The following is a 23,891-nucleotide window of genomic DNA, read 5'->3' as shown; positions in this document are numbered from 1 at the left end:
GTTGGATATGTACCTCTTTTGATTTCATATAATATTATTTAAAGTATTATCCTCGAAATAAGAATTAAGGACTATACGGAAATACAAATTACACGCTCCTTAAAGGCATTGCATATTGGCTCCACGAACAATCCTTGCCCAATGACTATGACGCCCTCCTTAACCATGCCCTTAACCCTTAAGGGTATTGAGTACTTAATGGTGCCCAGTACATCCGCATAGTCACCACCGCCAACGAGCTTCATATTTAGATTTTCAATTTTGTTCAAAGCTTTCTCAATCATTTCGAAATAATTATCTCTACTGAGCACGTAATTAGTGGCTTTACCGTCCCTATCCACGGAGATGACCTCTATCCTCGGGATTCTCGTTAGCAACTCAGCGGTTAAGTAAACGAGGACCTCCCCAACCCTATCAACCAGTGTAGGGCTTGTTGCGTAGGATAGCAGGATGATGGGGCCCGGCAATCCCGGGCCCTGCAGTAACTTGATGATTAACTTATTCAATTTCGCGCTCTTCTTCCAATGCAACCTCCTGATTGGGTCGCCCGGTACGTACTCCCTAACCTCACGGACGTCCTCGGCACCCAGCGTCAACGCTGATTGAGCCAGTAAGCCCCTGGCGAATTGAATAGCAGTCCTCGCCCTGGGTATTACGGTGATTCTCGGGTGCCTAACGACCCTCCTCACCCTCACGAGGCCGCGTGTGTCGGTGAACGTGAGGACAAGCCTCGGCCTCTTAACACCGCCGAGGTTGTACCTGGCGTTCACGTTGATGGAGGCCTCGCCATTAAGGTAGAGCCTGGTTGGGCTTACCCTGAGGCTCCCCGGGGCCTTAACCTCCACTACCGCCCTGAGTGGGGGCTTCGTGACTACCGTCAGCGAGTACAGCAGTCCGGAGCCGGCGTTAATGCGTAGGTTCCTGCTGGGCCTTAGTTCAATAGTGGCTGTGTGGTGCCTAATGATGCTTATTAACGACATCAGTAATACGTAGATTAATGGTATGGCGAATGAGACCGCGGTGTAGAACTGCCTGAGAATCGCCGCGAGCAATGCCGAGGTTGCGAGGGGCGCCGCGTAGAACCACCAGGGCCTGTCATTACCCGTTTTAAGGGCGTTGTCCATCAGCATTATCGATGCTGACGTCAACGCGATGTTCATTGGGGGCGTGACCAACGAGGTTAGTGCGACCACGCCCAGGGACAGCGGTATTGGGTACTTACCCCAGTAAATCCATGCGATGGCCGCGGCCGTTACGTATACGGCGAACAACACCGCATTACCTAGCGAAAGCACTGCCGCCACTATAAGTAGTGATGTGGCGAGCACCCGCACCCACTGTTTGCCGAGTCCCCTTATCATGGCCTTACCGCACCGGGGTCTGTATGTAGTGGGGTACAGGGACCTTATTCAATGCGTCATTGATGACGCTGATCGGCGTTACGGAACCCCTATACTCAGGCCTGAGGATTATCCTATGCATGAGGGCTGGGTACGCCGCCACCTTAACGTCATCGGGAAGTACGTAGTCCCTACCATCGAGGTAGGCCAGGGCTCTTGAAAGCTTGAAGAGGCTTATGGACGCCCTGGTACTGAGCGTTACCTGAACCCTTGGATCGCTCCTAATCTCCCTAACCAGGCCCATGATGTAGCCGATCACCGAGTCATCAACATACACGTTCTTTACATCATCTATTAATTTCGCAACCTCACCAAGGCTGGTGATACTACCCAGCGTTGATAACTCATGCTCTATCCTATCAATATCCTTGATTATCATGACCTCCTCGGCATCGCTTACGTAACTCACGTATATACTCGACATGAACCTATCGAGTATCGCCATCGGCAGTGCCTGAGTGTAGCCGAGTTCAACCTCGACTATGTTCATCGTTGCAAGGACCATGTGGGGCCTGGGTAGCTCGAGGGGTGTGCCATCAATGGTTACCTGCCTCTCCTGCATTGCCTCTATCAATGCCGATAGGGTCCTCGGTGGCGCTCTATTGATCTCGTCGAGGAGGACCACGTTTGCGAAGATGGGCCCCTTAACAAGCCTGGGCTCCATACCGGGTGCGTAAATTATGAAGCCCAGTATGTCCGATGGGAGTGTCTCATTAGTCACCTGAACCCTCTTAAACGTACCCCCTATTATCGACGCCAAAGCCCTGGCCAGCGTCGTCTTGCCGGAGCCTATTGGACCCAGTAGCAGTGCATGACCCTCGCTGAGGAGTGTTGCCAATAACACCTGTATTGCCGGTTCGTTACCAATGAATACCCTTGAAATACCATCCTTAATGCGCTTAATCACGTTAAGTCCCTGAGCGCTCATACCTCGGCACCATGCCTTGCCTCATTTATTAATAGTACTACCATGATTATTATGACCGGCATTACAATAATTAGGTAATTAATGGGGTAGGTGGATGCGTAGGTATAAGCCGTTAATAGCCAAGCCCTGACGACACCCTGGGGATTACCTGCCAATGCGCTCTCCAGATACAGCGCCGTGCCATTACCACACAACGCCCTCAGGAATTCCGCATTACCCGTCTCATTAGTCATGGAGTTCATGAACATGCCCGGGCTGGACACCAATATCACGTAGCCCTTACCCACGGGTACGGCAACAACCACAGAGAATGGCCCTGTGGAATTACCCGCCGCACTGAACCTACTCGTTACTGCGATGGTCACGGCACCAGCGTCGTTAATGCTGATGGTCGTGGCATCGTCAAGTGCTATGGTTGTGGCGTTGGTCTGAACCACTGGGTTACTGACGATGAAGGCCAGTGGGAATTTCTCATTAATTACGTTCAATACGGGGTCCTCAATGACGTTACCCGTAAACCTACTCCCAACACCTAACTCCTTGAGTAATTGGTTGCTGAATGACTCATTACCGTTAAGTATCACTAACCTGCCTCCATTAATCACGTAATCGAGCAACTCCGTAACCAGGGACCCACTAACATTGCCCTCTGGAACTATGAATACCGATGACACGTTCACTAAGTTGTTGGGCAGGGCGTAGACGGGCCTTAGGCATATTGAAGCGGCCTCTGAGTAGCCATCCCAGTAGGTGTTGTAGGCGTCGAATGGTGTGAGTGATGGGCCGAGCGCAATGGCTATTATGATCAACGCCAGTAGTGCCAGGGATATTGGTGTCCACCTTATTGAGCGAGCCTTCCCGCCAGCTCCCATGCCCTCCTCACATCCTCATCACTTGGTATGTGGGGTGAGTACAGTGTGTATTCACCGAGCCTAACGAGCTCCGCAAATACTGCGTACTCCTCATCACTTAGCCTACCCCGAACAGCCCTTAGGTACTCCCTGAGGGTGTCTGTGTCCCTAAGCCTAACCCCAGTCCTATTCCCAATGGCGTAGATGGCGCTCGCCAATGCATCCACTATATCCCTAACGCTCTTAATGTCCACCTTACTCCTCAACGCCGCCCTCATGATCTCCCTCCTCAACTCCCTAACCTCAGCGCTTTGCCTTGCCATGATGGGCATGGGGCCTGCCTGAGGCCGTGAGTTATCAATCGTAGCCCCCTCCCTACCCGGCAACGTTATTGACTCAGTCCTCACCGCCAGGAATAACACCAGGGCTATAGCCATGGGTATGACAACCTCGGGTATATTCACGACGAATACGTCGTAGGTATAGACAGCGCCCATTACCGGCGGGCTTGGGCTTACGGAGACTATTATGTAATGCCTACCCATACTCAAGAGCGGTGATGTTGGTATTGAGACCGTGAAGTTCGGGCCATTTAAGTCCAGGCGCACTGTCTCGCCACCCACCGATAATGAAAGGGACAGGTTACCAACCCAGGGACCCACAAAGCCCCTCAGGGTAATAGGCAGGCCTGCTATCGCCAGGTAATTCGTAATTATCGTTACGTTCTCAACCACGGAACTCACGGAAACCGAACCAACCATGTACGCGGGTGAGTACGGGCCAACCGGCGGTGCGTAGATAGTTATTGAGTAGTTACCTGGGGTCATGTTGCCCGTGCTTATCGTCGTTGAGAATTCGTTATTTACCGTGTACGTACTCACGTTAACCCCATCAATACTAATAATCACCTGCCTAATCGGTGGGCCACTCACATAACCACTCACGTTGATGGGCTCACCCCACATGACATGGTTCGTGTAATTGGCTGTGAGTGACGTCGTGTTGAATGCCACGTTTATCTGCACCGTGGCTTCAGATGGTAGGTAATTACCACCCAGTGGTGGGTTGTAGATCGCCGTTAAGTTAACGCTGTTCACGTATATCTGGGGCATTGTGAATGTTAATGAGTATTGGCCGTAAACATTCGTTAATGCCCTACCAACGTAGTTACCCCCTACGTAGATGTTTATTGTGGCGTTGGGTATTGGTACGCCATTAATCGTGGTTAGCACGCCATACACCGTAACCGGGCTCCCAACAACCACCGTGCTTGGCGTGGCATTTACCGTTAGCTCAGTCCTAGTGTAATTGCTGGTTAGTACGTTTATGAAGGTCTCATTTAGGCCAATTAGGTACTGCCTAATTGACTGGGCGGCGCTGATTACCTGCCCGGCACTACCCGGTGCAATATTGTTGAGCATGCTTAATATCGCATTTAATTCATTATCAGCCTCACTATCAATAAGCAAACCCTCAATTGCCAGGGACCTGGCACCGGTATAATTACCCAGTGATATCGAGTTAACCATCTCATTGTAGATACTCCTCAATTCAACTAGGTAATTCGTAAGTTGAGCCTCATAGTTATGCAGTTGACTTATCAATGGCGAGACCTTAACCGCCGCGGTGATGCCAAGGACCTTCGTAATGCTGAGGGCCCCCGTGTAATTACCGAGGGCATTAAGCTCCAGGGCCGTTATGTAAAGCTGAACAACACCCTGAGTGTTAACCGAGAGCTTCTCATTAAGTGGGTTTGGGATTGATAGTGATGGCCAGGCAATGGCGTGGCCTAGGTAGACCACCGCCATGACGATCCCAAGGGCGATGAGGGCTAGGTAAATCACCCTCATACCACAGCCACACCGAGTATTTGGAGTATTCTCATCACCGCGAAGTATAGGAACACGGCCACGAGTATGGCCGTTATGACATTGGCGACCCCACGCGCACCAGGCGGTAGTGGGTGGGCGGTTATTATCGTCACGAGGTAGACCAGCGTGATCAGTGATATGTAGATTGCAAAGTCGTTAATGCCCAAGTACGCTAGGAACGCTATCACGACCGTGTACAAAACCAGCTGTGCCACTAATAATCGCTTAAGGACCACCACCAACCACCCTAAGCTTAACAACCACGTCCTTACCCCTAACCTCCTCCGTCTCTATCACTACCGGTGAGTTCAGGGACTCAGCAACCACGGAGGCCACCAGGGAGGCCGTTGGCAAGCCAAGGACAGCCCTCACCAACTCATTACCATACAACTCCCCAACCCTTGACTCCCTAACCACTACAGTGACGCCACCCTCACTGGGCATTGCCGTCACCCCGCGGGCCACGGTTAGGTGATTGACCAGGCAGTTGGTTAGGCTTGTGGCCACGTCACTACTTATGGCACCAACACCCAAGCACCTACTAACCGCTATTGAGCCTGGCGTGTAGAGTAGGAGGCCGGACTCTCCCTCCCTGCCATACCTAATCGCGAAGCCCCTCGGCAATTTGATACTTGGTGGCTCAGGCCTTACAAGCGGTACCAGGGCCATTGACGTCCCTGCCTCAGTCGCTGAGCTGGGTAGGTAAATCGCCCTACTGGCCGTACCAATGCTCTCCAGCAGGGCGCTTGTGTTCGTCCACCCGGACCTGGCGAGCTCGAGCTGGGTCCTCTCCAGCGATCCCTCACCCCACGCCGCCAGGAGCCCCATTATCACCACGGCTATCCCGAGCACGAAGACCGGGGTCGAGTCCAGGATTAGGTAGCCAATGACCAGGAGTCCTGCCCCGAGTATTATCAATGAGATGCCCAGGTCGCTGTTCAGCCTTGGCACCTATCCTCACCCGCCTCGAATATCCTGGCCTTCCTGACCAGGGCAACCGTGAGTAGGGTCACCGTTACCGAATTCGTGGACACCACAATGGGCACGAACCTGATGCCCCACGGGGTGTAGTTAAGCACTAGGCCGATTAGTGGTAAGACTGCTAGGCTGAGGCCAATGGATAGGGCGAGCCTCTCCAGCGGACTTAATTCATCACCCCTTGGGTACAGCGACTCAACGAGTGCGTAGCCCGGCATGAACAGGAGCATCAATGCGCCTAGGCCATACCTAAGGTAGATGAGCGGCCCACCGTTTATTAACGTCACGGCGAGTATCGACGCGGCGACGAGGGCCAGGGAGACCCAGTACCAAAGGCCCTCAACACTGAAGACATAAGCCACGGAATTGCGTGGGACGCCCTCGAGCTCCAGCTCTCCGTTCTTCCACATCATCATGACCTCATAGGCGACCAGGCCCCTGGGAACGCCCAACGCCCTGGAAACCTCAGTTACGAGCTCACTAACGCTCGCGCACTGGTTGGTGCTTAGGGCCTTCCTAATGGCGTCTCTAATGTCGCGGCTATCCACTGGGCACCACCTGGGTCACGTTGACCCACAGCTGCACGTAATTACCGGTGTAGACGAGGGTTAGGTTGCCTGGGCTATACATCCACAACTCACTAATTATCCTGTAGGTACCCGTTGAGTTTATGCTGAGTGTCAGTGGTTCGATCCAGGACTCATTATTCATGAGGACCCTCTGGAAGACCATGACCGGCGTCTGGTTAAGGGGTGGTTGGGCCACCGTGTTGTTGATCACGAACACCCTCACCACGAACCAGGTGGGTACGCCCATGTGGTTATACACGTATATGTAGAGACTTATTGGTTGGCCCACGATGACCGTGCTTGGGTAATCACCGAGCTTGCCCGTGGGTCCCAGGTACCCAATCGCAGAGAAGGACTGGGTGTAACCACTCACCATTGATTGGGCAGTTAGGAACACAATTAGTATTATAACGAGGGATAGGGCCACGGCGGCCACCTCCTCATTGAAGATGAAGGTCCTAGGCCTACAGGGTCCACCGCCCCTAACCCTATTACTGCCCCTGGCCCTTAGCCAAATCGAGCCTATCAACTCGCGCCTCTTGACGTAGAACACGGCGACCAGGGCTATGACCGCGGCCGAGGCGACGGCCTTGGCGATTATGCCCACCACGTACCAAAGCCTCGCGCTGGGCATCAGTGATTGTGCCCTGGCTATTAAACCGCCCACCACCGCGGATGCATTACCCACCTGGCCCGATGCCTCGAGGCTTATTGCGTTGTTTAGTTCATTGACGAGGGACGTGGTGTTAACGCCCAACTTACTTAGTTCGACGATGTACTGATACGCGGTTAATGCCGTTGGCTGTTGGGAGTGCGCCGCGATCCCCAGCGCCGTGAGTAGTAGGGCCAGTAGCAGTAGGTGGCTGTGTCTCACCCGACCAACCACCTGTACTGCACGGGTCTATTGAGCCACTGCAACCCGGCAATTACTGGGTTCCTGGGTTCGCCGAGCTTGGTCCCTATGACGTAGGCTATGAATGATAACTTCCTGGTAACGGTGTTCATGAGCGCGTCAATGACGGCATCCCTAAGCATGCCTATTAATGTCGTAGACCTAATGACGAGGCCGTTCCTCAGGTAGGCGATTGCTGCATTGATCAACGCCCTCTTGAGTGGGTTGACCCTCCACCATGAGTTGTACCTAATGGCGAGGACCCTTACGTGAGTTAGTACGGATAGGCTAATGCAGTCAACGTGCCTCACCAGGAACTCCCTAACTAGGTTAATCACGTAATGATCAATCATTTAACGCTATAAACCAGGGAGTAAAATAAAGCTTTACTCGCCCGTTTCAATGAATGGCGTTAGTAACGGCTTTACAAAGCCGGGCAGCTGGTTAATGACGGACCTGGGTATTGGCCTCATGATGTATGTCACGAGGATGGTCACTAGAAAGACAATTAGTTGATACAGCGGCCAGGAATTGGCCATTAATAGGTATGGCAACGCACCGGCAATAGAGAGGAGTAGGTACGTGGTGGTGTTTACCACAATATCACTGATTTGGGGATTCCCATCCATGAGCAGGTACATAATGAGTGGGGCCAACGAGCCCAGGTAAGTCGCGATTATCACGGAATAAAGGCCCAGGCCCCTATCAACGATTAATAGTGCCAATGCAATGACCACATTCACCGCAATGCCCACGGAGGAGACCTCGAGGGCGATCCAACCCCTGCCGGATACCCAGTAGTACGTTGAGTATATCGAGTTCACAGAACCGAGTACAGCAGTGCCGAATAGGGCAATGCCGTACGGTATTGTCTCGACGTAATCGCCATGAATGATGCCGAGCAGCGGCAGTAATGGCGCCGCCAGTATTGCCCCTGTGGCTAGGACGCCGCTTACGGATATCGCAGCCACCGTGTAATCACGAATCAAGTGGTGCCTATCTGTGAGGCCGGAACCCAATGCGTGGGCCACCCTACTCCCGAACACGTTTGTCACGGCCCCTCCCAGCGCCGTGATGGCCCCCAGTATGTAGCCCGCAAGGCTGTATAGGGCGACGTAGGTGGTTCCAATGAAGGAGTAAATCACGTACGTAATCGCGTAACCACTAACTGAACTCAGGTAACTAAGTAACCAATTCTGGATCCCAAGGCTTAGGTAGCCCCTGAAACCCCTCCTGATCAATGCAACGCCCCTACCTGGGTTGACAAGGCGCTTAACAATGGCTAAGTAGTAGATTAGGGTGACCAGTTGGCCTATCACCATCCCAATTACTATTGCATAAACACTCCTGAGCAGCACCAGTAGGGCTATCTCAATGCCCCTGAACACGATATTACCCACTATACCGCCTATTCCCTGGGATGCCAACCTACCCATCATCCATAGGTACGCCGATAGTGCGCCGTTGATTCCAGCAATGGCCACGTAGGCCGCGTAAATGAAGACTAGGCCCATGTACTCACTGGGCATCCTGCTGACTAGGTATAGTGGTATTGCGATTATCAACGCCGTGGCGTAGAGTGTCGAGACTGTCAGGGAAATGGTCAGCAACGCGGCGTAGTGGTCATCAATGCCCAAGCCCCTTGAGTGGAGCATGGCGCCCTCCCTGGCTATGGCAGCATCGACACCGAGGGTTGGGAAGAATAGACCTATCATACCTATCATGGCCATTAACGTATTGTAATAACCATATTGGGTCAGGGGTATGTACCTGGTCAATACAATGACGTAGATCAATGCAAGGGCGTAATTAACCGCAGAGTATAGGTATCCAAATACCACACCAACAACTGGCGGCTCCCTCATTAAACAAAGCCATCCCTAGCAAGGCATAATTAAAGCATTATTCACAATGACGCATTAATAAGCTAAGGGCGATGTCCATTGCGTTTACCCAAGTCACGAATGCTATAGTTTATAAAGAATAGAGGTAAATCATTGCATATGGATGTAATTAGACTCATAGCCATTTTGGTAGCTGTAGCAGTAGTTGTGGTGTACGTATTGGTCAATAACGTCCCAGCCAACATACATAACTACGTGACGCAACCAATCAGCATAATCAACAAGTCACTAAGTGAGATAAGTAGTAGCGTTATTACGCCGAACATAGAACTAAATGCCCAGGGACTCTCAGGCGTGCTGGCGGCCATTAAGAATGGCACTGGGTTACTGCGTATGCACATACCGAGCGCGCCAATGAATACCACGGGAGGGCTCACCTTCGAAGTACCCAGGATACCAACCAGTATAAATGGGACGCTGGGCATTAACGTGCAGTCATACAACGAGCAAACCATGACACTACTGGTTACCAACAGTCTCAACTGCACGGTAGTCATAAACAACATAACGGGAAACTACATAACCATGAACAGGCAATACACGGTCCAGCCACAGGGCACGGCCACCGTGACGCTGGCAATAACTAATGCCCAAGCCCTCTACCAATCATACACGTCCGGCAAGGAGACAATAACCATGAACCTAACGGCATGCGGGGTGGGAATAACCACAGTGGGCATACTTGGTAAAATAACCAATGTACCATTGTCAATACCAAACCTGGGCGGCGGGTACGTAAGCATTGGCGTCAGGAATAATTACCCGTTCACAGTGACCCTGTACAACATCACGGGCAGGTACATAACCCTAGTCAGCCCTGTGGAGGTACCGCCAAACAACACGGCAATTGCGGAGTTCCACGTGTGGAACTACACGGGCTTCTACACCCTATACCAGGAGGGCGAGGAGGTGGTTAACGCAACCGTAAACCTAGGCGGCGCAACAATGAGCAGTGAATTCGTACTAAGCAGGGGAATTAACGCCACGCCCATAAGCACAGGCGGTGTACTGAGGATCGACGTGGAAAACCCGCTGGGCACCGAGGTCACGGTCTATGAACTAAGCGGACAATACATAGAGCTGGCCAACACGCCGCAAGTCATTCCACCCGGCCCCTCATACATAACCATAAACGTGAGCAACTACCTCGGTCTCTATAGGAGCATCGCCATGGGTAATGAGGATGCGCTGTTGATGTTGGGTGTTGACGGCATAAACCTAACGACATCAATACCACTGGGCAGCGTAGCCGGTCCCAGTGTCCTCAGGGGCGCCGTACTAAGCATGGCCGTTGAGAACCCAATGAACTACGCAATAACCATATACAACATAACAAGCCCAAGCCTCCACCTAATAAACACCACGACAATACCACCCATGGGAACGGCAATACTAAGGCTACTGATAACGAACACAACCAACCCGGTGGGTGAGAACGTGACGATAATCCTCGGCATCATGGGCGTGAACCTAACCGAGGAATTCACAATAGGCAGTACGGGGCTTGAACCACAGGTCATAGAGGTGCTCATCAGGAACCCACTCGGTGTGCACATGGCTATAATCAACATAACCAACCAATACATACACCTCGTAGCCCCAGTCGAGATACCGCCAAACAGCACCGGGATACTCAGGCTGCAGGTGACCAATGCAAGCGCCCTTAACGAGTACGTCAATGTAACAGTCATGGCTGGCTCAACGCTGGTTAGGCTAAGGGTGAGACCATGAAGGTCAAGCACCCAATCACACTGGTGTACCTGGTCCTTGGGCTGGCCGTGGTGGCAATACCGCTGGATTGGTGGACCTACAACTTCGGAGGGCTACTCATTATTGGAACATCACCATTCCAATTCACGGTAACACTCCTGGGAACAACCCTAGAGATCTCAGGCTTAATCACAGCAATACTCGAGGCATACAGGGCATACCTAATAATAATCCTTGCAAGAAACATATACCTAGTGACCGTGAAGGGAACACCAATAAGGACATACACATTAATCTCATTATCAATACCATACCTAATATACCCAATCATAATATACTACATAGCGAACTACGTATTTGGCTTGTACCACGTACCCGCGAGGTACCCGCTTGTGCTCATGGGCAGCGGCGTCATGACCATGAATTACGGAGGCACCAACATACTAATGACAATAACAATAACCCCACACCTAATATACTGGGTGGCCCTAGCCGTGGGACTAATGGCAATGCCAGCGGCCATGGAAGTGAGGAAACACGGTAAACCAAGACAAACAAGCATAGAGCCAATGGTTCATTCTCAGGCAATGTTTATATAATGGGTCCTAACTTATATGTCATAATGTTTATACCGCCCGAGGAGGCCCTGGGACTCATAAAAGACTTCCTTAACAACACCATCAATGCAATCAGCCTGCAACTAATGCAATCAACAAAGAGGATAGCCCTAAGACTCGGCGTCTGGTGGAGGGTTAACTCACTCCGCAGGGGCCTCCTTGAGGCGGCAATTCCATACCTAAGGCGAGGTCTCAGGTTCAAGTCACCGAAGGCCCTGGAAATGCTCAGGGAGGCAGTAATAGAGGCGCTAAGCCTCGTACTAATGAGGAAGGCGAAATTCGTAGCCTACCTAGTCGGCAGGAAACTGGTCGAGAGACTTGGGTGGGTCAGGGCTATCGTTAGGAGGTCCCAGGACATGATAAACATGGGCCTAATGTGGCTAAACACACCAATAATATACAGGCCGGAGCTGACGTGAACACGGCAAAGCCACGACCCAAGCCATAGGGAGGGATACGGCATGAGAAGAATAAGGCTATCCCTAACACCAAACCTGGCGGTCGAATTCGTGGACAGAGACCTAGCAATGAGACGCGTTGAGGAATGGGCCGAGAGGGGTGCTGGGTTTCCGAAGGTGGTTTATGGACCTGAGGGCTGCGGTAAGACGGCTTGGCTTCTGCAGTCCGTGGAGTTGCTTAGGGATTATGGCTTCGACGTGATCTACATAAACCCCATTGAGCAGAGGTTCATGGCTGAGGCGGGTGTTGAGGATGTTAGGAGGAGGCTGGTTGAGATTCTCCGTGAGGCTACCAGCGATGCCTGGGTCAGGGCTGTGTGGGTGGTCATTGACCTAGCCAGGGAATTAATAAGGATGAGGAGGGGTAGACTGGCGGTTATCGTCGACGACGCCTTCCAAGCCATAGACCTTGATAAGGCGGCCATATACGTCAAGGGAATGCTCGGACTAATAGAACACCCACCGGAATTATATGAAAGGATTGTCGCCATCGCTGCCACGAGTGAGGGTGTTTCGAGGCGTGAGATTGGTAGGCATGAGTGGTCCGACATAATACCCATGTGGAACATGCCGAAGGAAGGCTTCAGGCAGTTGTATGACCAGTTGCCCGGCGATAAGCCGGGTTTCGAAGAGATTTGGCGAATAACCGGAGGAAACCCAAGGATGTTGGAGAGACTCTATGAGAATAATTGGAGTGTTGATAAGGTGGTTAATGAGGTGATTAATAGAAATAAGTTAAGGCGATTCGCAAGGTCTCTCTCAAGCGTCAAGAGGGCTTGGCTCATGGAGGCGGTTAATGATCCTGACACGTTATTCGCTAGGGAGAGGATACCTCTCATGGACAGACTGGTTGAATTGAACCTGATAATTGACGACATACCCGAGAGGGAGGAATACCAATGGATTGACCAACCACCGCCAGAAAAGGATGAGGAGCTAGGGATCGGAAAGTACGTCGCATGGCAAAGCCCAATACATAGGGAAGCCGTTAAGAGGGTCCTTGAATCCCTGAAGTAATGAGGAGGATTGAGCTTAGGCTCGCTAACGTAAGGATTAACTTCGTGGATAGGGATTCAGCGATTAAATGGATTGAGCAATGGATTGATAGGGGTATGGCCCTTCCACACGTGGTCTATGGCCCGGAGGGCTGTGGTAAGACCGCTTGGCTAATGCAGTCGGCTGAGGTGCTGAGGGATCATGGGTTTGAGGTAATCTACGTAAACCCCATCGAGGGTTCATTCATTGTTGAGCTTGGTATTGAAAAACTGAGGAATAAACTAATGGATATAATCCGCGAGGCCACGAGCCAACTCACCTGGGGTAGGGTTGCCTGGGCTGTGATTGACGTTGCCAGGGAGGCCATTAAGGCTAGGGTGCGCAGGCTAGCCGTGATCGTCGATGATGCCTTTCAAGTGATTGGTTTAGACAGGGCAGCCATATACGTCAAGGGACTACTTGGACTGCTCGAACACCCGCCAGCCAATTATGAGAGCATGATAGCAATAGCCGCAACAAGCGAGGGCGTCAGCCTAAGGGAGATTGGAAGGCACTCGTGGTCGGACATCACGCCAATTTGGAACATGCCGAAAGAGGGCTTCGAGAAACTCTATAAGCAGATACCGGGCAGTAAGCCGCCATTCGAGGAGGTGTGGGGATTGACTGGTGGGAATCCGAGGATGCTCGAGAGACTCTACGAGAGGGGTTGGAATGCTGATAAGGTCATTGAGCAGTTAATCCTGGATAGGGAAGTGACTAGGGAGTTCATTAGGCGGTGGAGGAGGGAGATGGAGGCCGTACTGAGCGACCCGGATTACCTGTGGAATGAGGGGCCCAGGGAACTCGCCAATGAACTCATCAAGAGGAACCTAATAATCTACGGAATACCCAGCAGGGACCCGGACCAATGGGTGGACACACCACCGCCTGAGAAGGATGAGGAACTCGGGATTGGCCGCTACGTTGCGTGGCAGTCGCCACTGCATAGAGAGGCGGTTAGGAGGGCGTTGCAGGGGTTAATGTGAGGAGGATTAAACTACCCCTGGCCCTAGACCTGCAGGTTGAGTTCACGGACAGGGAGATAGCCATCAAACGCATTGATGAGTGGGTTGATAGGGGCATGAGGCTTGTGGAGGTTGTCCTAGGGCCTGAGGGCTGTGGTAAGACGGCTTGGCTCCTGCAGTCCGTGGAGTTGCTTAGGGATTATGGCTTCGACGTGATCTACATAAACCCACTCAACGGGCGCGTCTACGCTGAAGTTGGGATTAAGGACCTAAGAAACGAGCTCTACAGGCTCGCCCAGGAAGCAATTAGCCAAAACGCCCTGGCAAGGATTGCGTGGATAGCCTATAACGTAATTAATGAATTAATAAAGGCGAGGAGAGGCAGGATAGCCATACTCGCAGACGACGTATTCCAGGTGATTGGCGTGAGGGAATCGGCAATGTACGTGAAGGCACTGCTCAACCTAATCGAGTACCCACCGGCTGAGTACGAGAGGGTAATAACAATAGTAGCCACCAGCGAGGGTGTTTCGAGGAGGGAAATAGGAAGGCACACGTGGGCCCACTTAGACATCATGTGGAACATGGCGAGGGACGGCTTTAGACAACTCTACGAGCAAATACCCGACAATAAGCCAAGCCTCGAGGAAGCGTGGAAGCTAACCGGCGGTAACCCAAGGATGCTGGGAAACCTCTACGAGAACAGGTGGAACACGGATAAGGTAATCAGCGATATAATCAGCGAAAAGAGACTAAGGACATTCATATCATCCCTCACCAACACCGAGAAATCCTGGCTCCAGGAAGCCACCGAAAACCCAGACACCCTAATGAATAGGGAGAGGATACCTCTCATGGACAAACTCGTCGAATTAAACCTAATAATTGATGACATACCCGAGAGGGAGGAATACCTGTGGATCGGAGAACCACCGCCAGAAAAGGATGAGGAGCTAGGGATCGGAAAGTACGTCGCATGGCAAAGCCCAATACACAGGGAAGCAATCAGGAAGGTACTAGGGGAGACTAAGTCATGAGGAGGGTCAAACTCAACTTCGCGGGCAAGGAAATAGAATTCGTTGATAGGGACTCGGCCCTCAGGAGAGTTGCCGAGGAATGGGCTGTGAAGGGTACCTTCCCAGTCCAGGTTGTCTTGGGTCCTGAGGGTTGTGGTAAGTCTGCTTGGCTTAGGCAGTCCGTGGAGTTGCTTAGGGAGTTTGGTTTTGAGGTCATTTACGTTAACCCAATCAATAGGGAGGTCCTTGCCGAGTTCGGTGTGGCTAGTCTCAAGGATGAATTCCTTAAGATGGTTAGGGAGGCTCTTGCCCAGAATGCCCTCGGTAGGTTGGCTTGGCTTGCCTTCGACCTCGCCAAGGAATTAATTAGGGTGACCAGAGGAAAAATAGCCGTGATAGTCGATGACGCGTTTCAAGTCATTGGCGTGAGGGAATCGGCATTGTACGTAAAAGCCTTACTGAACTTGATTGAGTATCCTCCGGAGCACTACGAGAAAATAGTCACGATAGCTGCCACGAGTGAGGGTGTTTCGAGGAGGGAAATAGGAAGACACACGTGGGCTAACCTAAGGGTTATGTGGAATATGCCTAGGGATGGGTTCAGGCAGTTGTATGATCAGTTGCCCGGCGATAAGCCACCATTCGAGGAGGTCTGGAAATTGACGGGTGGAAACCCGAGGATGTTGGAGAGGCTTTACAATGCTGGTTGGAGTGTGAAGGCCGTCATTAGGGATATGCGTGATGAGAAGGGCCTTGACGCATTCATAGACTCACTTACCAGTGAAGAAAAGCGTTGGCTTGATGAGGCAATCAACGACCCAGACACACTCATGAGCAGGGAAAGAATACCACTAATGAATAGGCTAATCGAGCTAAACCTCATAATCGAAATACCACAGTGGAGGGATGAATACCTATGGATCGATCAACCACCGCCGGAGAAGGACCCAGAGCTGGGGATTGGCAGGCGCGTCGCGTGGCAATCACCACTGCACAGGGAAGCAGTCAGGAGTGCATTGCAGGGATTAATGTGAGGAATCCCACTGAAGACTCGGGGCATGGGCGCTGAAAACCTCGAGAGGCCCCTACCCAAGCCAACCACGGAGAACTACATAAATGCCAGGCTCCTGGAGTCCCTAACCGAGGCAAACCTAGCCATCAAATTCCTTAATGAAGGCCTAGTCAGAAACGCGCGGGCAAAGCCTTCCAGGCCTGGAGGGCTTTATTGGCTGTATTACTGAGGCTTGAGCTTGATAGGTTGCTCCAGGTGGTTAGGACTGATGAAGTACGTGGGTGATTAATGGGGAGGGTTGTCCCTAGGGTTTCAACGGGCAGGATGAAGGTGCTGGCGCAAATGCTTGAGGAGATTGATTATGAAGCGTTATCTGCTTGGACAGCGGTGGCCCTGGAACTACACGATTATCAGTACAATGGTCCGGACCCGGATTTGGCGCTGTCGAAGTATAGGAGTAGGCGGGAGGCTGCGGTGGACGTAAAACTACTCATAGAGGAGCTGACCAAGCGCATTGAGGAGTTGAAGCCAAGAGTAAGGTGGAGCAACGACCTAGAGGAGGCACTAAATGAACCCAGGAAAAATCCAACTAAGGATAAACAATGAAGAGGGTCAAACTCAACTTCGCAAATCAACAAGTGGAATTCGTGGATAGGGACCTCGCCCTTAAACTCATTGAGGAGTGGGCTGGGAAAGGCACATACCCGGTGCAGGTCATTTATGGTCCTGAGGGTTGTGGTAAGTCTGCTTGGCTTAGGCAGTCTGTGGTGTTGCTTAGGGAGTTTGGTTTTGAGGTCATTTACGTTAACCCAATCAATAGGGAGGTTCTTGCCGAGTTCGGTGTGGCTAGTCTCAGGGATGAATTCCTTAAGATGGTTAAGGATGCCCTCGCCCAAAATGCCCTCGGTAGGTTGGCTTGGCTTGCCTTCGACCTCGCCAAGGAATTAATTAGGGTGACCAGGGGCAAGATAGCCGTGATAGTCGATGACGCCTTCCAAGTCATTGGCGTTAAGGAGTCTGCATTGTACGTGAAGGCACTGCTCAACCTAATCGAGTATCCACCCGAGCATTATGAGAGGATAGTAACGATAGCCGCAACCAGTGAGGGTGTGAGTTTGAGGGAGATTGGTAGGCATAGGTGGGCTTGGTCAACACCCATGTGGAACATGACTAGGGAAGGCTTCAAGCAACTCTACGAGCAATTACCCGGCGATAAGCCGGACCTCGAAGAGGTCTGGCGAATAACCGGAGGAAATCCAGCAATGCTAGAGAACCTATACAGCGCCAACTGGGACGTAGGTAAAATCATTGACAAAATCACCAAGGAAAAGGAACTATCACCCGACTTCATTAAGAAGTGGGCGGGTCACCTTAGGGAGGCCGTTGGTGACCCTGATTACCTGTGGTTCAACGCACCCGGGGAATTAATCAACGAGTTAATCGAGAGGAACCTCATCATTCACTTCCTACCCAAGAGAAAACCAGACTACTGGGTGGACACACCACCACCAGAAAAGGATGAAGAACTCGGAATCGGAAAATACGTAGCATGGCAAACACCAATACACAGGGAAGCCGTGAGAAGGGCACTGGAGGAAGTAACATGAAGCCCAGCAGAGCATTGAGCGCTTTTAAACCCAGGCCCAGCAACTAGGTGGGTATGAGCACCGAGACCATCGAGAAACCACTGCCGAAACCCACCACGGAGGACTACGTGAGCGCCAGGTTACTCGAAGCACTTGTTGAGGCATACCTAGCCATTAGGTTCCTCAGTGAGGGCTTGGTTAGAAATGCGGCTGGTAAGGCTTTTCAGGCTTGGAGGGCGTTTTTGGCGGCTTTACTAAGGCTTGAGTTAGATAAACTACTGCAGGTTGCTAAGACTGAGGAGGAGCGTAGGTGGTTAATGGATAAGGCTGTTCCCAGGGTTCCAACCACCAGAATGGTAGCATTGTCGCAGATGCTCGAGGAGGTTGGGTATGTTGGGTTATACTTCACCACAAGCGCTGCCCTAGACCTACACGACTACCAATACAACGGACCAGACCCAGACATGGCACTATCAAAGTTCAGAAACAGGGAAGAAGCCGCAAGGGCAACAATAGAACTCATAAAAGAATTAATAAAGAGAATCGAGGAACTAAAACCAAGGGTAAAGTGGAACAACGACCTAGAACAAACACTCAACCAACTCAAGAAAGCCAGTGACAACGCGGACAGACGCACTTAAGAATACTGCGAGAAAGAGGACAATCATTAAGCACAGGACACTAAAAACCGTGATGCTCAGAACCACCAAGCGCCCAACCACAACATCCCCAAGCCCAGGAAGAAGACCAGACATTGTGTTAAGCTAGAGAAATGACCATGAGAATAACCCACGTCATTTTACTTTAATACCAGCATTAGGACATGACAATGGAACTTCCTAGGGTTAATGAGGCCGTTAAATTGCTGAAGAAATTTAGCGTAAAGACTGATGTATACGTAGATTTAGGATGCAATGATGGAAGTATAACTGTTGAAATTGCAAGAGCTGTGAACGCAAAGACGGCATACTGCATAGACATTGATAGTGAAGCCTTGGTAAAAGCTAGAGGAAAAGGTTTGATAACATACGAAGTTGATTTATCAACAGGTAAAATACCGTTAAGTAACGAATCGGTGGATCTAGTTACGGCATTTGAAGTAATAGAACATCTGATAAACCCCGATAACATGCTCAGGGAGAGCAATAGGATATTAAGGCATGGAGGCGTGTTATTAATAACAACCCCGAACCTAGCAAGTTGGGTCAATAGGATAGCACTCTTATTAGGTTACCAACCATACAATGTAGAGGTATCGACAGAGATAGTGGCAGGGGTGCCCTGGAAAGCCAGGACATTTGCAAAACCATCAGGTCACATAAGGCCATACACATTAAGGGCGCTCAAGGAACTATTAAAATACCACGGGTTCAGGATAATCGATATAAAGGGAGCACCAGGAGTTGAACCAAAAGAACTATACGTAATTGATCACATACTCAGCAAAATACCCAGCCTATCAAGGAGATTAATAATACTTGCCCAAAAGCCATGAGGATAACCCACGTCACCCCACTCTACACACCAGTAATCGGCGGAGTTGAAGACGTCGTAAAACACATAACCGAGCACATGGCCAGCAGGGGCCACGAGGTCTACGTCATAACCTACAACAGACTAAGAACCGGCGCAATAGGCACACTACCCAGGGAGGAGGAAGTAAACGGAGTCCACATAATCAGGCTAAAACCCACAATAACCTGGAGCCACGGATCCTACAGCCCAGAACTACCCAACGTAATGAGGAGCCTAAAGCCAGACATAGTCCACGTCCACGTATGGAGACACCCACACGTATTCCAAATAGCCAAACTAAGGAGGGAAATGAAATTCAAGGCAATACTACACGGCCACGCGCCATTCCACAAACTAAACCAACTAGGCCCAATAACCTGGACATACCACAGGCTAGTGGACAACACCCTTAAGGGCGTGCTACGTAATTACGACACATACATAGCGCTGACGAACCACGAGAAGGAAATAGTGACGAAAAAACTAGGACTAAGCGAGGACAAGGTCATCATAGTACCAAACGGCATCGAGGAGGACAGGTGCAAACCAAACAACGAAAGAGACGACACAGTACTATACCTGGGCAGGATAAGCAGGGCAAAGAATGTGCAATTACTAATAAAGGCTATGAACATCGTGAAGGATGAGGTAAAGGACGCGGAATTAATAATGGCAGGGCCAGACGAAGGATTAATCAACCAATTAATAAACTACGCAGACAGACACGGAATAAAAATGAAGTACCTAGGCGTGGTAGACGAAGAGCAAAAACACGAACTATACCTAAGGAGCAGGGTTTACGCACTACCATCAACCTACGAACCATTCGGAATAACACTACTGGAGGCAGGAATACACGCAACACCAAGCACAATAACAGGAAACGGAGGACAACTACACGCAGCACCACCAGAAAAGGCAAGCCTATGGACAGAACCAAAACCAGAAAAATACGCAAAAACCATAACACAACTACTCACAGATGATGAACTATGGAAGAAACTAAGCCAAGGCGCATACGAACACGCCAAAAACCTCACGTGGAATAAAATATTACCACTCTATGAAAGACTATATACCGAGTAGGCAAATACCAAGGGCGCTATTCCTCACTAAACACGTACTAAGTGGTAAGGTAATGCTTGAACTCAACGAAATGAGGAAAAGGTACAATGAGGCTATGAGGAGCATTAGGGACGCGATCAATGGAAGGATAAGACCATTAGGCGGTAGGGGATTACCATTGGTAACCGTCTGCATACTAACGAGAAACGAAGAGAGATTCATAGGGCAGGCGATCTACTCAATAACCCACAGCCAATACAGAAACACCGAAGTAATAGTGGTCGACGGAATGTCAAGCGATAAAACGAGGGATATAGCAAAAAGACTTGGCGCGAGGGTAATAGAACTCGACGTAGTGGGCAACGTAGGCCTACCGAGACACATATGCTCACTGGAGGCGAGGGGCGAGGTCATAGTACAAATTGACGCCGACACCGTGCTCACACCATACGTAATAACGAGAACCGTAACTACACTAATCAATGGCAAGGCAATGATTTACCACGTAGCTCACTATTACTATGACGGAAACACAATAATGAACCTAATAGCCCACTACTACGACAAGTACTTCCGCAAACCCTGGAACACCACAGGGCACTTCATAGCCTACACACAGGAACTATACAAACACGTACAATTCGACATAAAAGCAAGAATTGGCGAAGAGGACTATGGATTCGGCGAAAAGGCGTACAAGAAGTTCGGAAGCCACGTCTTCAAATTCGATAGAGAAACAATAGTACTAGTAAGCGGTAGAGGCTATAAACGCCAGGGACTAACAAACAATATAAATTATATATTTCGCACAATTTAATGGTAATTAATGTTTTAATAGTAGCAGACCATTATGATATGCAAAGAAAGAATCCTAGCGGAATATATTATTATATATTTAACTTGATTAAAGGTTTAAAGAAATTTAAGAATATTAAGATATATACACTTCGTTTAATGAATAATGATGAATTAGGTCATAAAGATTATGTATTTACTACATATAGTTATTCACCATTAAGTCTACTGCTCCGTAACATTAGGTTAGGCTTAGACTCTCAATTTATGGAACTTCTTAGGAATATAGATATAGTGCACTTACCTGTCTGGGGATTCAGTTATATTCCATTTGTACTTCTTAAACAGTTATTTAAGTTCAAACTGATTGTTACCATCCATGATATTGGTAATATTATATTACCGTATTTATATGCCTACGGATACATGGAACGCATAGGCCTATTATTAAGTCTAAGATACTTAAATAAGTACGTCGATTCGATAATAGCTATATCGAAATCCACAAAGTATGATTTAATGAACATAGCTAATATTCCTGAGGCAAAGATTCAAGTAATATATAATGGCATTGACGAAATATTTAGACCCATTAACAAAAATTATGCCAAATCATATGTTTATAGTAAATACGGTATAGATCATGATTGCATTATCTATGTAGGAACGGCACATCCTAGGAAAAATCTTGCCAGGTTATTACTTGCGTATTTCATTGCCGTACTTAGAGGGCTCAACCATGACTTAGTGCTTGTAGGTACTGTGAAAAATCAATTAAATGAATTATTAAATAATGCATTATTAAACAGCGAAAAACTTAAGCAATATAAGGATCTTATTCTAAGTAAAATAAAGGCCATAGGCTATGTACCTAGAGAAGATCTGCCTTATTTATATTCTGCATGCGATATTAGTGTATTCTTAAGTCTCTATGAAGGCTTTGGCTTTCCAGTGGCAGAGGCCATGGCATGTGGAACGCCGGTAATAGCATCAAACATCAGTAGCATGCCTGAAATAGTTGGTGATGCAGGCATCTTAGTAAATCCATACGATATAGAAGAGATTACCCAAGCAATACTTAAACTAGCTAACGATATAGACTTAAGGCAGGAATTAAGTAAACGAGCATTTAAAAGATCCCTTCACTTTAAATGGGATATTACTGCGAAAAGAACGGCAGAACTTTACTATAAATTACTAGCATCATGAAAATTGTCCATATTCATCACCATTACTGGCCCGTAGTGGGAGGGCTGGAAAACGTCGTGAAGGCATTAGCCGAGGAACAGGTAAAACTCGGACACGAAGTCCACGTAATAACAAGCACCTACGGCGCAGAGGACAGACCCAGGAAGGAGGTAATAAACGGTGTGCACGTACATAGGATCAAGGCAACTAGGCTAATGGGTTACCCAGACCTAACGTACCCACTGGAGCACCCCGATGTGCTTAAGGATGCTGATGTCGTGCATGGGCACAGCCAAAACAGCCTATTCACCATGAAAATACTTGAACACGCGAAGAAGCAGGGCGTGAAGACTGCGATACATTTCATGGCTGTAGACGCCTTAAACGATCACCCAAACCTAGTGGTCAAATTACTTGGTTCTAAGTATTCAAGCACAATGACTAGGAGGGCAATAAAGGAGTTCGACATATACATGGCACGAAGCTTAAGGGATAAGGAACTACTAATGAATAGGTACGGCGTGAGGTACGTGCACTACGTACCAGACGGCGTAAACGATGAATTACTAAACATGGAATACTTGGGCGATTGGTTCAGGAAATCAAGAAACATAACAAGTGATTACGTACTATACATAGGCAGGCTACACCCACTCAAGGGCATTAACTACCTAATAAGGGCGATGAAGATAGTAAGCAATGAGATAAAAGACTCATCATTAATAATCATCGGACCCGGAGACCAGAGACCATACATCGACCTAGCCAATAGGCTGGGAATCAGGGATAAGGTGCTTTTCCTAGGCTACGTAAATGATAGGGAAAAGATAGGCGCTCTAGACGCCTCAACAGCCCTGGTACTACCAAGCATATGTAACTACGTGGAGGTATACTCAATGGTAATAAGTGAGGCGTGGGCAAGGCAGAAGCCCGTAATCGCAACAGCGGTGGGCGGAATACCGTACAGGGTTAAAAATATGGAAAACGGAATACTAGTACCACCAAAGGACACAAAGGCACTGGCAACCGCAATAATCACACTACTCACAAACAAAGAACTAGCAAGAAAACTAGGGGCAAGGGGCAGGGAAAACGTTAATAGCTGGAACCAAATAGCCAAGGAAGTGCTTAAACTCTATGAGAAATAGAACAATATTAGTCACCGGCGGCGCAGGCTTCATAGGAAGCCACATCGTTGATAGATTAATCAGCGAGGACTACAGGGTAAGAGTCATCGATAACCTCAGCACAGGCAGGATAGAAAACCTCAAGCACCTCGAAGACAACCCAAACCTAGAGATAATCAAGGGCGATCTAAAAAACGAGCAGGATACTAAAGAGGCCGTTAAAGGCATAGACACGGTGTCTCATGGCTTCTAGTAGGTTGAATGTGGCGACTATGTTTTCCTCGAAGTGCATCCTTGGGTTTGTGGTGCTTACCCTGACCTCCGGGTTTGCGGCGAAGTGGAAAATAGCCCTAAAGATAGGTAGGCTTAAGGAGCTTGACTTTAAACCAAGGCATAGCTCTATTGATGC

25 protein-coding genes and 2 pseudogenes are annotated in these 23,891 nt (G+C 49.5%); 16 read left to right on the top strand and 11 right to left on the bottom strand.

Annotated elements, in window-relative coordinates; all coding sequences use genetic code 11:
* Positions 1 to 71: 71 nt before the first annotated feature.
* Genes Vsou_RS09045 through Vsou_RS09000 form a run of 10 tightly spaced genes read right to left on the bottom strand, consistent with a single transcriptional unit; the run spans position 72 to position 9,354 of the window.
* On the bottom strand, positions 72 to 1,361 hold the full coding sequence (locus Vsou_RS09045) for a DUF58 domain-containing protein (protein ID WP_188603909.1): 1,290 nt from the start codon (positions 1,359 to 1,361) through the stop codon (positions 72 to 74).
* 4 nt (positions 1,362 to 1,365) lie between these two features.
* A complete protein-coding gene (locus tag Vsou_RS09040; protein WP_188603910.1) occupies positions 1,366 to 2,328 on the bottom strand; it encodes an AAA family ATPase in 963 nt (320 codons plus the stop codon).
* Positions 2,325 to 3,200 (bottom strand): DUF4350 domain-containing protein, encoded by an 876-nt coding sequence (locus tag Vsou_RS09035; RefSeq protein ID WP_188603911.1) that lies wholly within the window; start codon positions 3,198 to 3,200, stop codon positions 2,325 to 2,327. Before Vsou_RS09035 ends, Vsou_RS09040 begins: the two co-directional genes overlap by 4 nt.
* Positions 3,170 to 5,029, bottom strand: a complete 1,860-nt coding sequence (locus Vsou_RS09030) for a DUF4129 domain-containing protein (protein ID WP_188603912.1) — start codon at positions 5,027 to 5,029, stop codon at positions 3,170 to 3,172. The genes Vsou_RS09035 and Vsou_RS09030 overlap by 31 nt, the downstream gene beginning before the upstream one ends.
* Positions 5,026 to 5,286, bottom strand: a complete 261-nt coding sequence (locus Vsou_RS09025) for a hypothetical protein (protein ID WP_054843938.1) — start codon at positions 5,284 to 5,286, stop codon at positions 5,026 to 5,028. The genes Vsou_RS09030 and Vsou_RS09025 overlap by 4 nt, the downstream gene beginning before the upstream one ends.
* On the bottom strand, positions 5,276 to 6,001 hold the full coding sequence (locus tag Vsou_RS09020; protein WP_188603913.1) for a DUF7982 domain-containing protein: 726 nt from the start codon (positions 5,999 to 6,001) through the stop codon (positions 5,276 to 5,278). The genes Vsou_RS09025 and Vsou_RS09020 overlap by 11 nt, the downstream gene beginning before the upstream one ends.
* Complete coding sequence (locus Vsou_RS09015) at positions 5,989 to 6,576, bottom strand: DUF8471 domain-containing protein (protein ID WP_188603914.1); 588 nt, start codon at positions 6,574 to 6,576, stop codon at positions 5,989 to 5,991. The genes Vsou_RS09020 and Vsou_RS09015 overlap by 13 nt, the downstream gene beginning before the upstream one ends.
* Positions 6,569 to 7,483: a DUF1616 domain-containing protein gene (locus Vsou_RS09010; protein ID WP_229709922.1), complete on the bottom strand. Its 915-nt coding sequence runs from the start codon at positions 7,481 to 7,483 to the stop codon at positions 6,569 to 6,571. Before Vsou_RS09010 ends, Vsou_RS09015 begins: the two co-directional genes overlap by 8 nt.
* Positions 7,468 to 7,842, bottom strand: a complete 375-nt coding sequence (locus Vsou_RS09005) for a hypothetical protein (RefSeq protein ID WP_188603915.1) — start codon at positions 7,840 to 7,842, stop codon at positions 7,468 to 7,470. The genes Vsou_RS09010 and Vsou_RS09005 overlap by 16 nt, the downstream gene beginning before the upstream one ends.
* Before the next feature lie 33 nt (positions 7,843 to 7,875).
* Positions 7,876 to 9,354, bottom strand: coding sequence for an oligosaccharide flippase family protein (locus Vsou_RS09000; RefSeq protein ID WP_188603916.1), 1,479 nt, complete (start codon positions 9,352 to 9,354; stop codon positions 7,876 to 7,878).
* A gap of 138 nt (positions 9,355 to 9,492) precedes the next feature.
* On the opposite strand from Vsou_RS09000, the gene Vsou_RS08995 reads away from it, so the two are divergent.
* From Vsou_RS08995 to Vsou_RS08920, 16 genes and pseudogenes are all read left to right on the top strand, one after another.
* The gene (locus Vsou_RS08995) at positions 9,493 to 11,124 is read left to right on the top strand and encodes a hypothetical protein (RefSeq protein ID WP_188603917.1); all 1,632 of its coding nucleotides are present in this window, start codon (positions 9,493 to 9,495) and stop codon (positions 11,122 to 11,124) included.
* The gene (locus Vsou_RS08990) at positions 11,121 to 11,702 is read left to right on the top strand and encodes a hypothetical protein (protein ID WP_188603918.1); all 582 of its coding nucleotides are present in this window, start codon (positions 11,121 to 11,123) and stop codon (positions 11,700 to 11,702) included. Before Vsou_RS08995 ends, Vsou_RS08990 begins: the two co-directional genes overlap by 4 nt.
* A 23-nt stretch (positions 11,703 to 11,725) precedes the next feature.
* Positions 11,726 to 12,139, top strand: a complete 414-nt coding sequence (locus Vsou_RS08985) for a hypothetical protein (RefSeq protein ID WP_188603919.1) — start codon at positions 11,726 to 11,728, stop codon at positions 12,137 to 12,139.
* Positions 12,140 to 12,181: 42 nt separating this feature from the next.
* Positions 12,182 to 13,195, top strand: a complete 1,014-nt coding sequence (locus Vsou_RS08980) for an ATP-binding protein (protein WP_188603920.1) — start codon at positions 12,182 to 12,184, stop codon at positions 13,193 to 13,195.
* On the top strand, positions 13,195 to 14,199 hold the full coding sequence (locus tag Vsou_RS08975) for an ATP-binding protein (protein WP_188603921.1): 1,005 nt from the start codon (positions 13,195 to 13,197) through the stop codon (positions 14,197 to 14,199). The genes Vsou_RS08980 and Vsou_RS08975 overlap by 1 nt, the downstream gene beginning before the upstream one ends.
* The gene (locus Vsou_RS08970; protein ID WP_188603922.1) at positions 14,196 to 15,215 is read left to right on the top strand and encodes an ATP-binding protein; all 1,020 of its coding nucleotides are present in this window, start codon (positions 14,196 to 14,198) and stop codon (positions 15,213 to 15,215) included. The genes Vsou_RS08975 and Vsou_RS08970 overlap by 4 nt, the downstream gene beginning before the upstream one ends.
* Positions 15,212 to 16,228 (top strand): ATP-binding protein, encoded by a 1,017-nt coding sequence (locus Vsou_RS08965; RefSeq protein WP_188603923.1) that lies wholly within the window; start codon positions 15,212 to 15,214, stop codon positions 16,226 to 16,228. The genes Vsou_RS08970 and Vsou_RS08965 overlap by 4 nt, the downstream gene beginning before the upstream one ends.
* Before the next feature lie 24 nt (positions 16,229 to 16,252).
* Positions 16,253 to 16,812, top strand: a pseudogene (locus Vsou_RS08960) (PaREP1 family protein).
* Positions 16,809 to 17,813, top strand: a complete 1,005-nt coding sequence (locus tag Vsou_RS08955) for an ATP-binding protein (RefSeq protein WP_188603924.1) — start codon at positions 16,809 to 16,811, stop codon at positions 17,811 to 17,813. Before Vsou_RS08960 ends, Vsou_RS08955 begins: the two are co-directional and overlap by 4 nt.
* 53 nt (positions 17,814 to 17,866) lie before the next feature.
* On the top strand, positions 17,867 to 18,433 hold the full coding sequence (locus Vsou_RS08950) for a PaREP1 family protein (protein ID WP_054843884.1): 567 nt from the start codon (positions 17,867 to 17,869) through the stop codon (positions 18,431 to 18,433).
* Between the two features lie 182 nt (positions 18,434 to 18,615).
* Positions 18,616 to 19,287, top strand: a complete 672-nt coding sequence (locus Vsou_RS08945) for a class I SAM-dependent methyltransferase (protein WP_188603925.1) — start codon at positions 18,616 to 18,618, stop codon at positions 19,285 to 19,287.
* The gene (locus tag Vsou_RS08940; protein WP_188603926.1) at positions 19,284 to 20,393 is read left to right on the top strand and encodes a glycosyltransferase family 4 protein; all 1,110 of its coding nucleotides are present in this window, start codon (positions 19,284 to 19,286) and stop codon (positions 20,391 to 20,393) included. The genes Vsou_RS08945 and Vsou_RS08940 overlap by 4 nt, the downstream gene beginning before the upstream one ends.
* Positions 20,371 to 21,189 (top strand): glycosyltransferase family 2 protein, encoded by an 819-nt coding sequence (locus Vsou_RS08935; protein ID WP_188603927.1) that lies wholly within the window; start codon positions 20,371 to 20,373, stop codon positions 21,187 to 21,189. The genes Vsou_RS08940 and Vsou_RS08935 overlap by 23 nt, the downstream gene beginning before the upstream one ends.
* Complete coding sequence (locus tag Vsou_RS08930; protein WP_054843888.1) at positions 21,189 to 22,376, top strand: glycosyltransferase family 4 protein; 1,188 nt, start codon at positions 21,189 to 21,191, stop codon at positions 22,374 to 22,376. Before Vsou_RS08935 ends, Vsou_RS08930 begins: the two co-directional genes overlap by 1 nt.
* Positions 22,373 to 23,503, top strand: a complete 1,131-nt coding sequence (locus Vsou_RS08925; protein ID WP_188603928.1) for a glycosyltransferase family 4 protein — start codon at positions 22,373 to 22,375, stop codon at positions 23,501 to 23,503. Before Vsou_RS08930 ends, Vsou_RS08925 begins: the two co-directional genes overlap by 4 nt.
* Complete coding sequence (locus Vsou_RS08920; protein ID WP_054843889.1) at positions 23,493 to 23,735, top strand: SDR family NAD(P)-dependent oxidoreductase; 243 nt, start codon at positions 23,493 to 23,495, stop codon at positions 23,733 to 23,735. Before Vsou_RS08925 ends, Vsou_RS08920 begins: the two co-directional genes overlap by 11 nt.
* Here Vsou_RS08920 and Vsou_RS08915 read toward each other — a convergent pair.
* Positions 23,721 to 23,828: pseudogene (locus Vsou_RS08915) on the bottom strand (GDP-mannose 4,6-dehydratase); the annotation flags it as partial. The gene Vsou_RS08920 and the pseudogene Vsou_RS08915 overlap by 15 nt on opposite strands.
* Between the last annotated feature and the right edge of the window lie 63 nt (positions 23,829 to 23,891).

The organism is Vulcanisaeta souniana JCM 11219 (assembly GCF_026000775.1).
Lineage (GTDB): Archaea > Thermoproteota > Thermoprotei > Thermoproteales > Thermocladiaceae > Vulcanisaeta > Vulcanisaeta souniana.
The sequence above is the reverse complement of the archived record's forward strand: the minus strand, read 5'-3'. Positions and strand labels throughout refer to the sequence as shown.

Bases quoted from the DNA above. Each gene is read 5' to 3' on its own strand.
- Vsou_RS09045 (WP_188603909.1), bottom strand. From the start codon at position 1,361: ATGATAAGGGGACTCGGCAAACAGTGGGTGCGGGTGCTCGCCACATCA.
- Vsou_RS09040 (WP_188603910.1), bottom strand. From the start codon at position 2,328: ATGAGCGCTCAGGGACTTAACGTGATTAAGCGCATTAAGGATGGTATT.
- Vsou_RS09035 (WP_188603911.1), bottom strand. From the start codon at position 3,200: ATGGGAGCTGGCGGGAAGGCTCGCTCAATAAGGTGGACACCAATATCC.
- Vsou_RS09030 (WP_188603912.1), bottom strand. From the start codon at position 5,029: ATGAGGGTGATTTACCTAGCCCTCATCGCCCTTGGGATCGTCATGGCG.
- Vsou_RS09005 (WP_188603915.1), bottom strand. From the start codon at position 7,842: ATGATTGATCATTACGTGATTAACCTAGTTAGGGAGTTCCTGGTGAGG.
- Vsou_RS09000 (WP_188603916.1), bottom strand. From the start codon at position 9,354: ATGAGGGAGCCGCCAGTTGTTGGTGTGGTATTTGGATACCTATACTCT.
- Vsou_RS08995 (WP_188603917.1), top strand. From the start codon at position 9,493: ATGGATGTAATTAGACTCATAGCCATTTTGGTAGCTGTAGCAGTAGTT.
- Vsou_RS08990 (WP_188603918.1), top strand. From the start codon at position 11,121: ATGAAGGTCAAGCACCCAATCACACTGGTGTACCTGGTCCTTGGGCTG.
- Vsou_RS08985 (WP_188603919.1), top strand. From the start codon at position 11,726: ATGTTTATACCGCCCGAGGAGGCCCTGGGACTCATAAAAGACTTCCTT.
- Vsou_RS08980 (WP_188603920.1), top strand. From the start codon at position 12,182: ATGAGAAGAATAAGGCTATCCCTAACACCAAACCTGGCGGTCGAATTC.
- Vsou_RS08975 (WP_188603921.1), top strand. From the start codon at position 13,195: ATGAGGAGGATTGAGCTTAGGCTCGCTAACGTAAGGATTAACTTCGTG.
- Vsou_RS08965 (WP_188603923.1), top strand. From the start codon at position 15,212: ATGAGGAGGGTCAAACTCAACTTCGCGGGCAAGGAAATAGAATTCGTT.
- Vsou_RS08955 (WP_188603924.1), top strand. From the start codon at position 16,809: ATGAAGAGGGTCAAACTCAACTTCGCAAATCAACAAGTGGAATTCGTG.
- Vsou_RS08950 (WP_054843884.1), top strand. From the start codon at position 17,867: ATGAGCACCGAGACCATCGAGAAACCACTGCCGAAACCCACCACGGAG.
- Vsou_RS08945 (WP_188603925.1), top strand. From the start codon at position 18,616: ATGACAATGGAACTTCCTAGGGTTAATGAGGCCGTTAAATTGCTGAAG.
- Vsou_RS08940 (WP_188603926.1), top strand. From the start codon at position 19,284: ATGAGGATAACCCACGTCACCCCACTCTACACACCAGTAATCGGCGGA.
- Vsou_RS08935 (WP_188603927.1), top strand. From the start codon at position 20,371: ATGAAAGACTATATACCGAGTAGGCAAATACCAAGGGCGCTATTCCTC.
- Vsou_RS08930 (WP_054843888.1), top strand. From the start codon at position 21,189: ATGGTAATTAATGTTTTAATAGTAGCAGACCATTATGATATGCAAAGA.
- Vsou_RS08925 (WP_188603928.1), top strand. From the start codon at position 22,373: ATGAAAATTGTCCATATTCATCACCATTACTGGCCCGTAGTGGGAGGG.
- Vsou_RS08920 (WP_054843889.1), top strand. From the start codon at position 23,493: ATGAGAAATAGAACAATATTAGTCACCGGCGGCGCAGGCTTCATAGGA.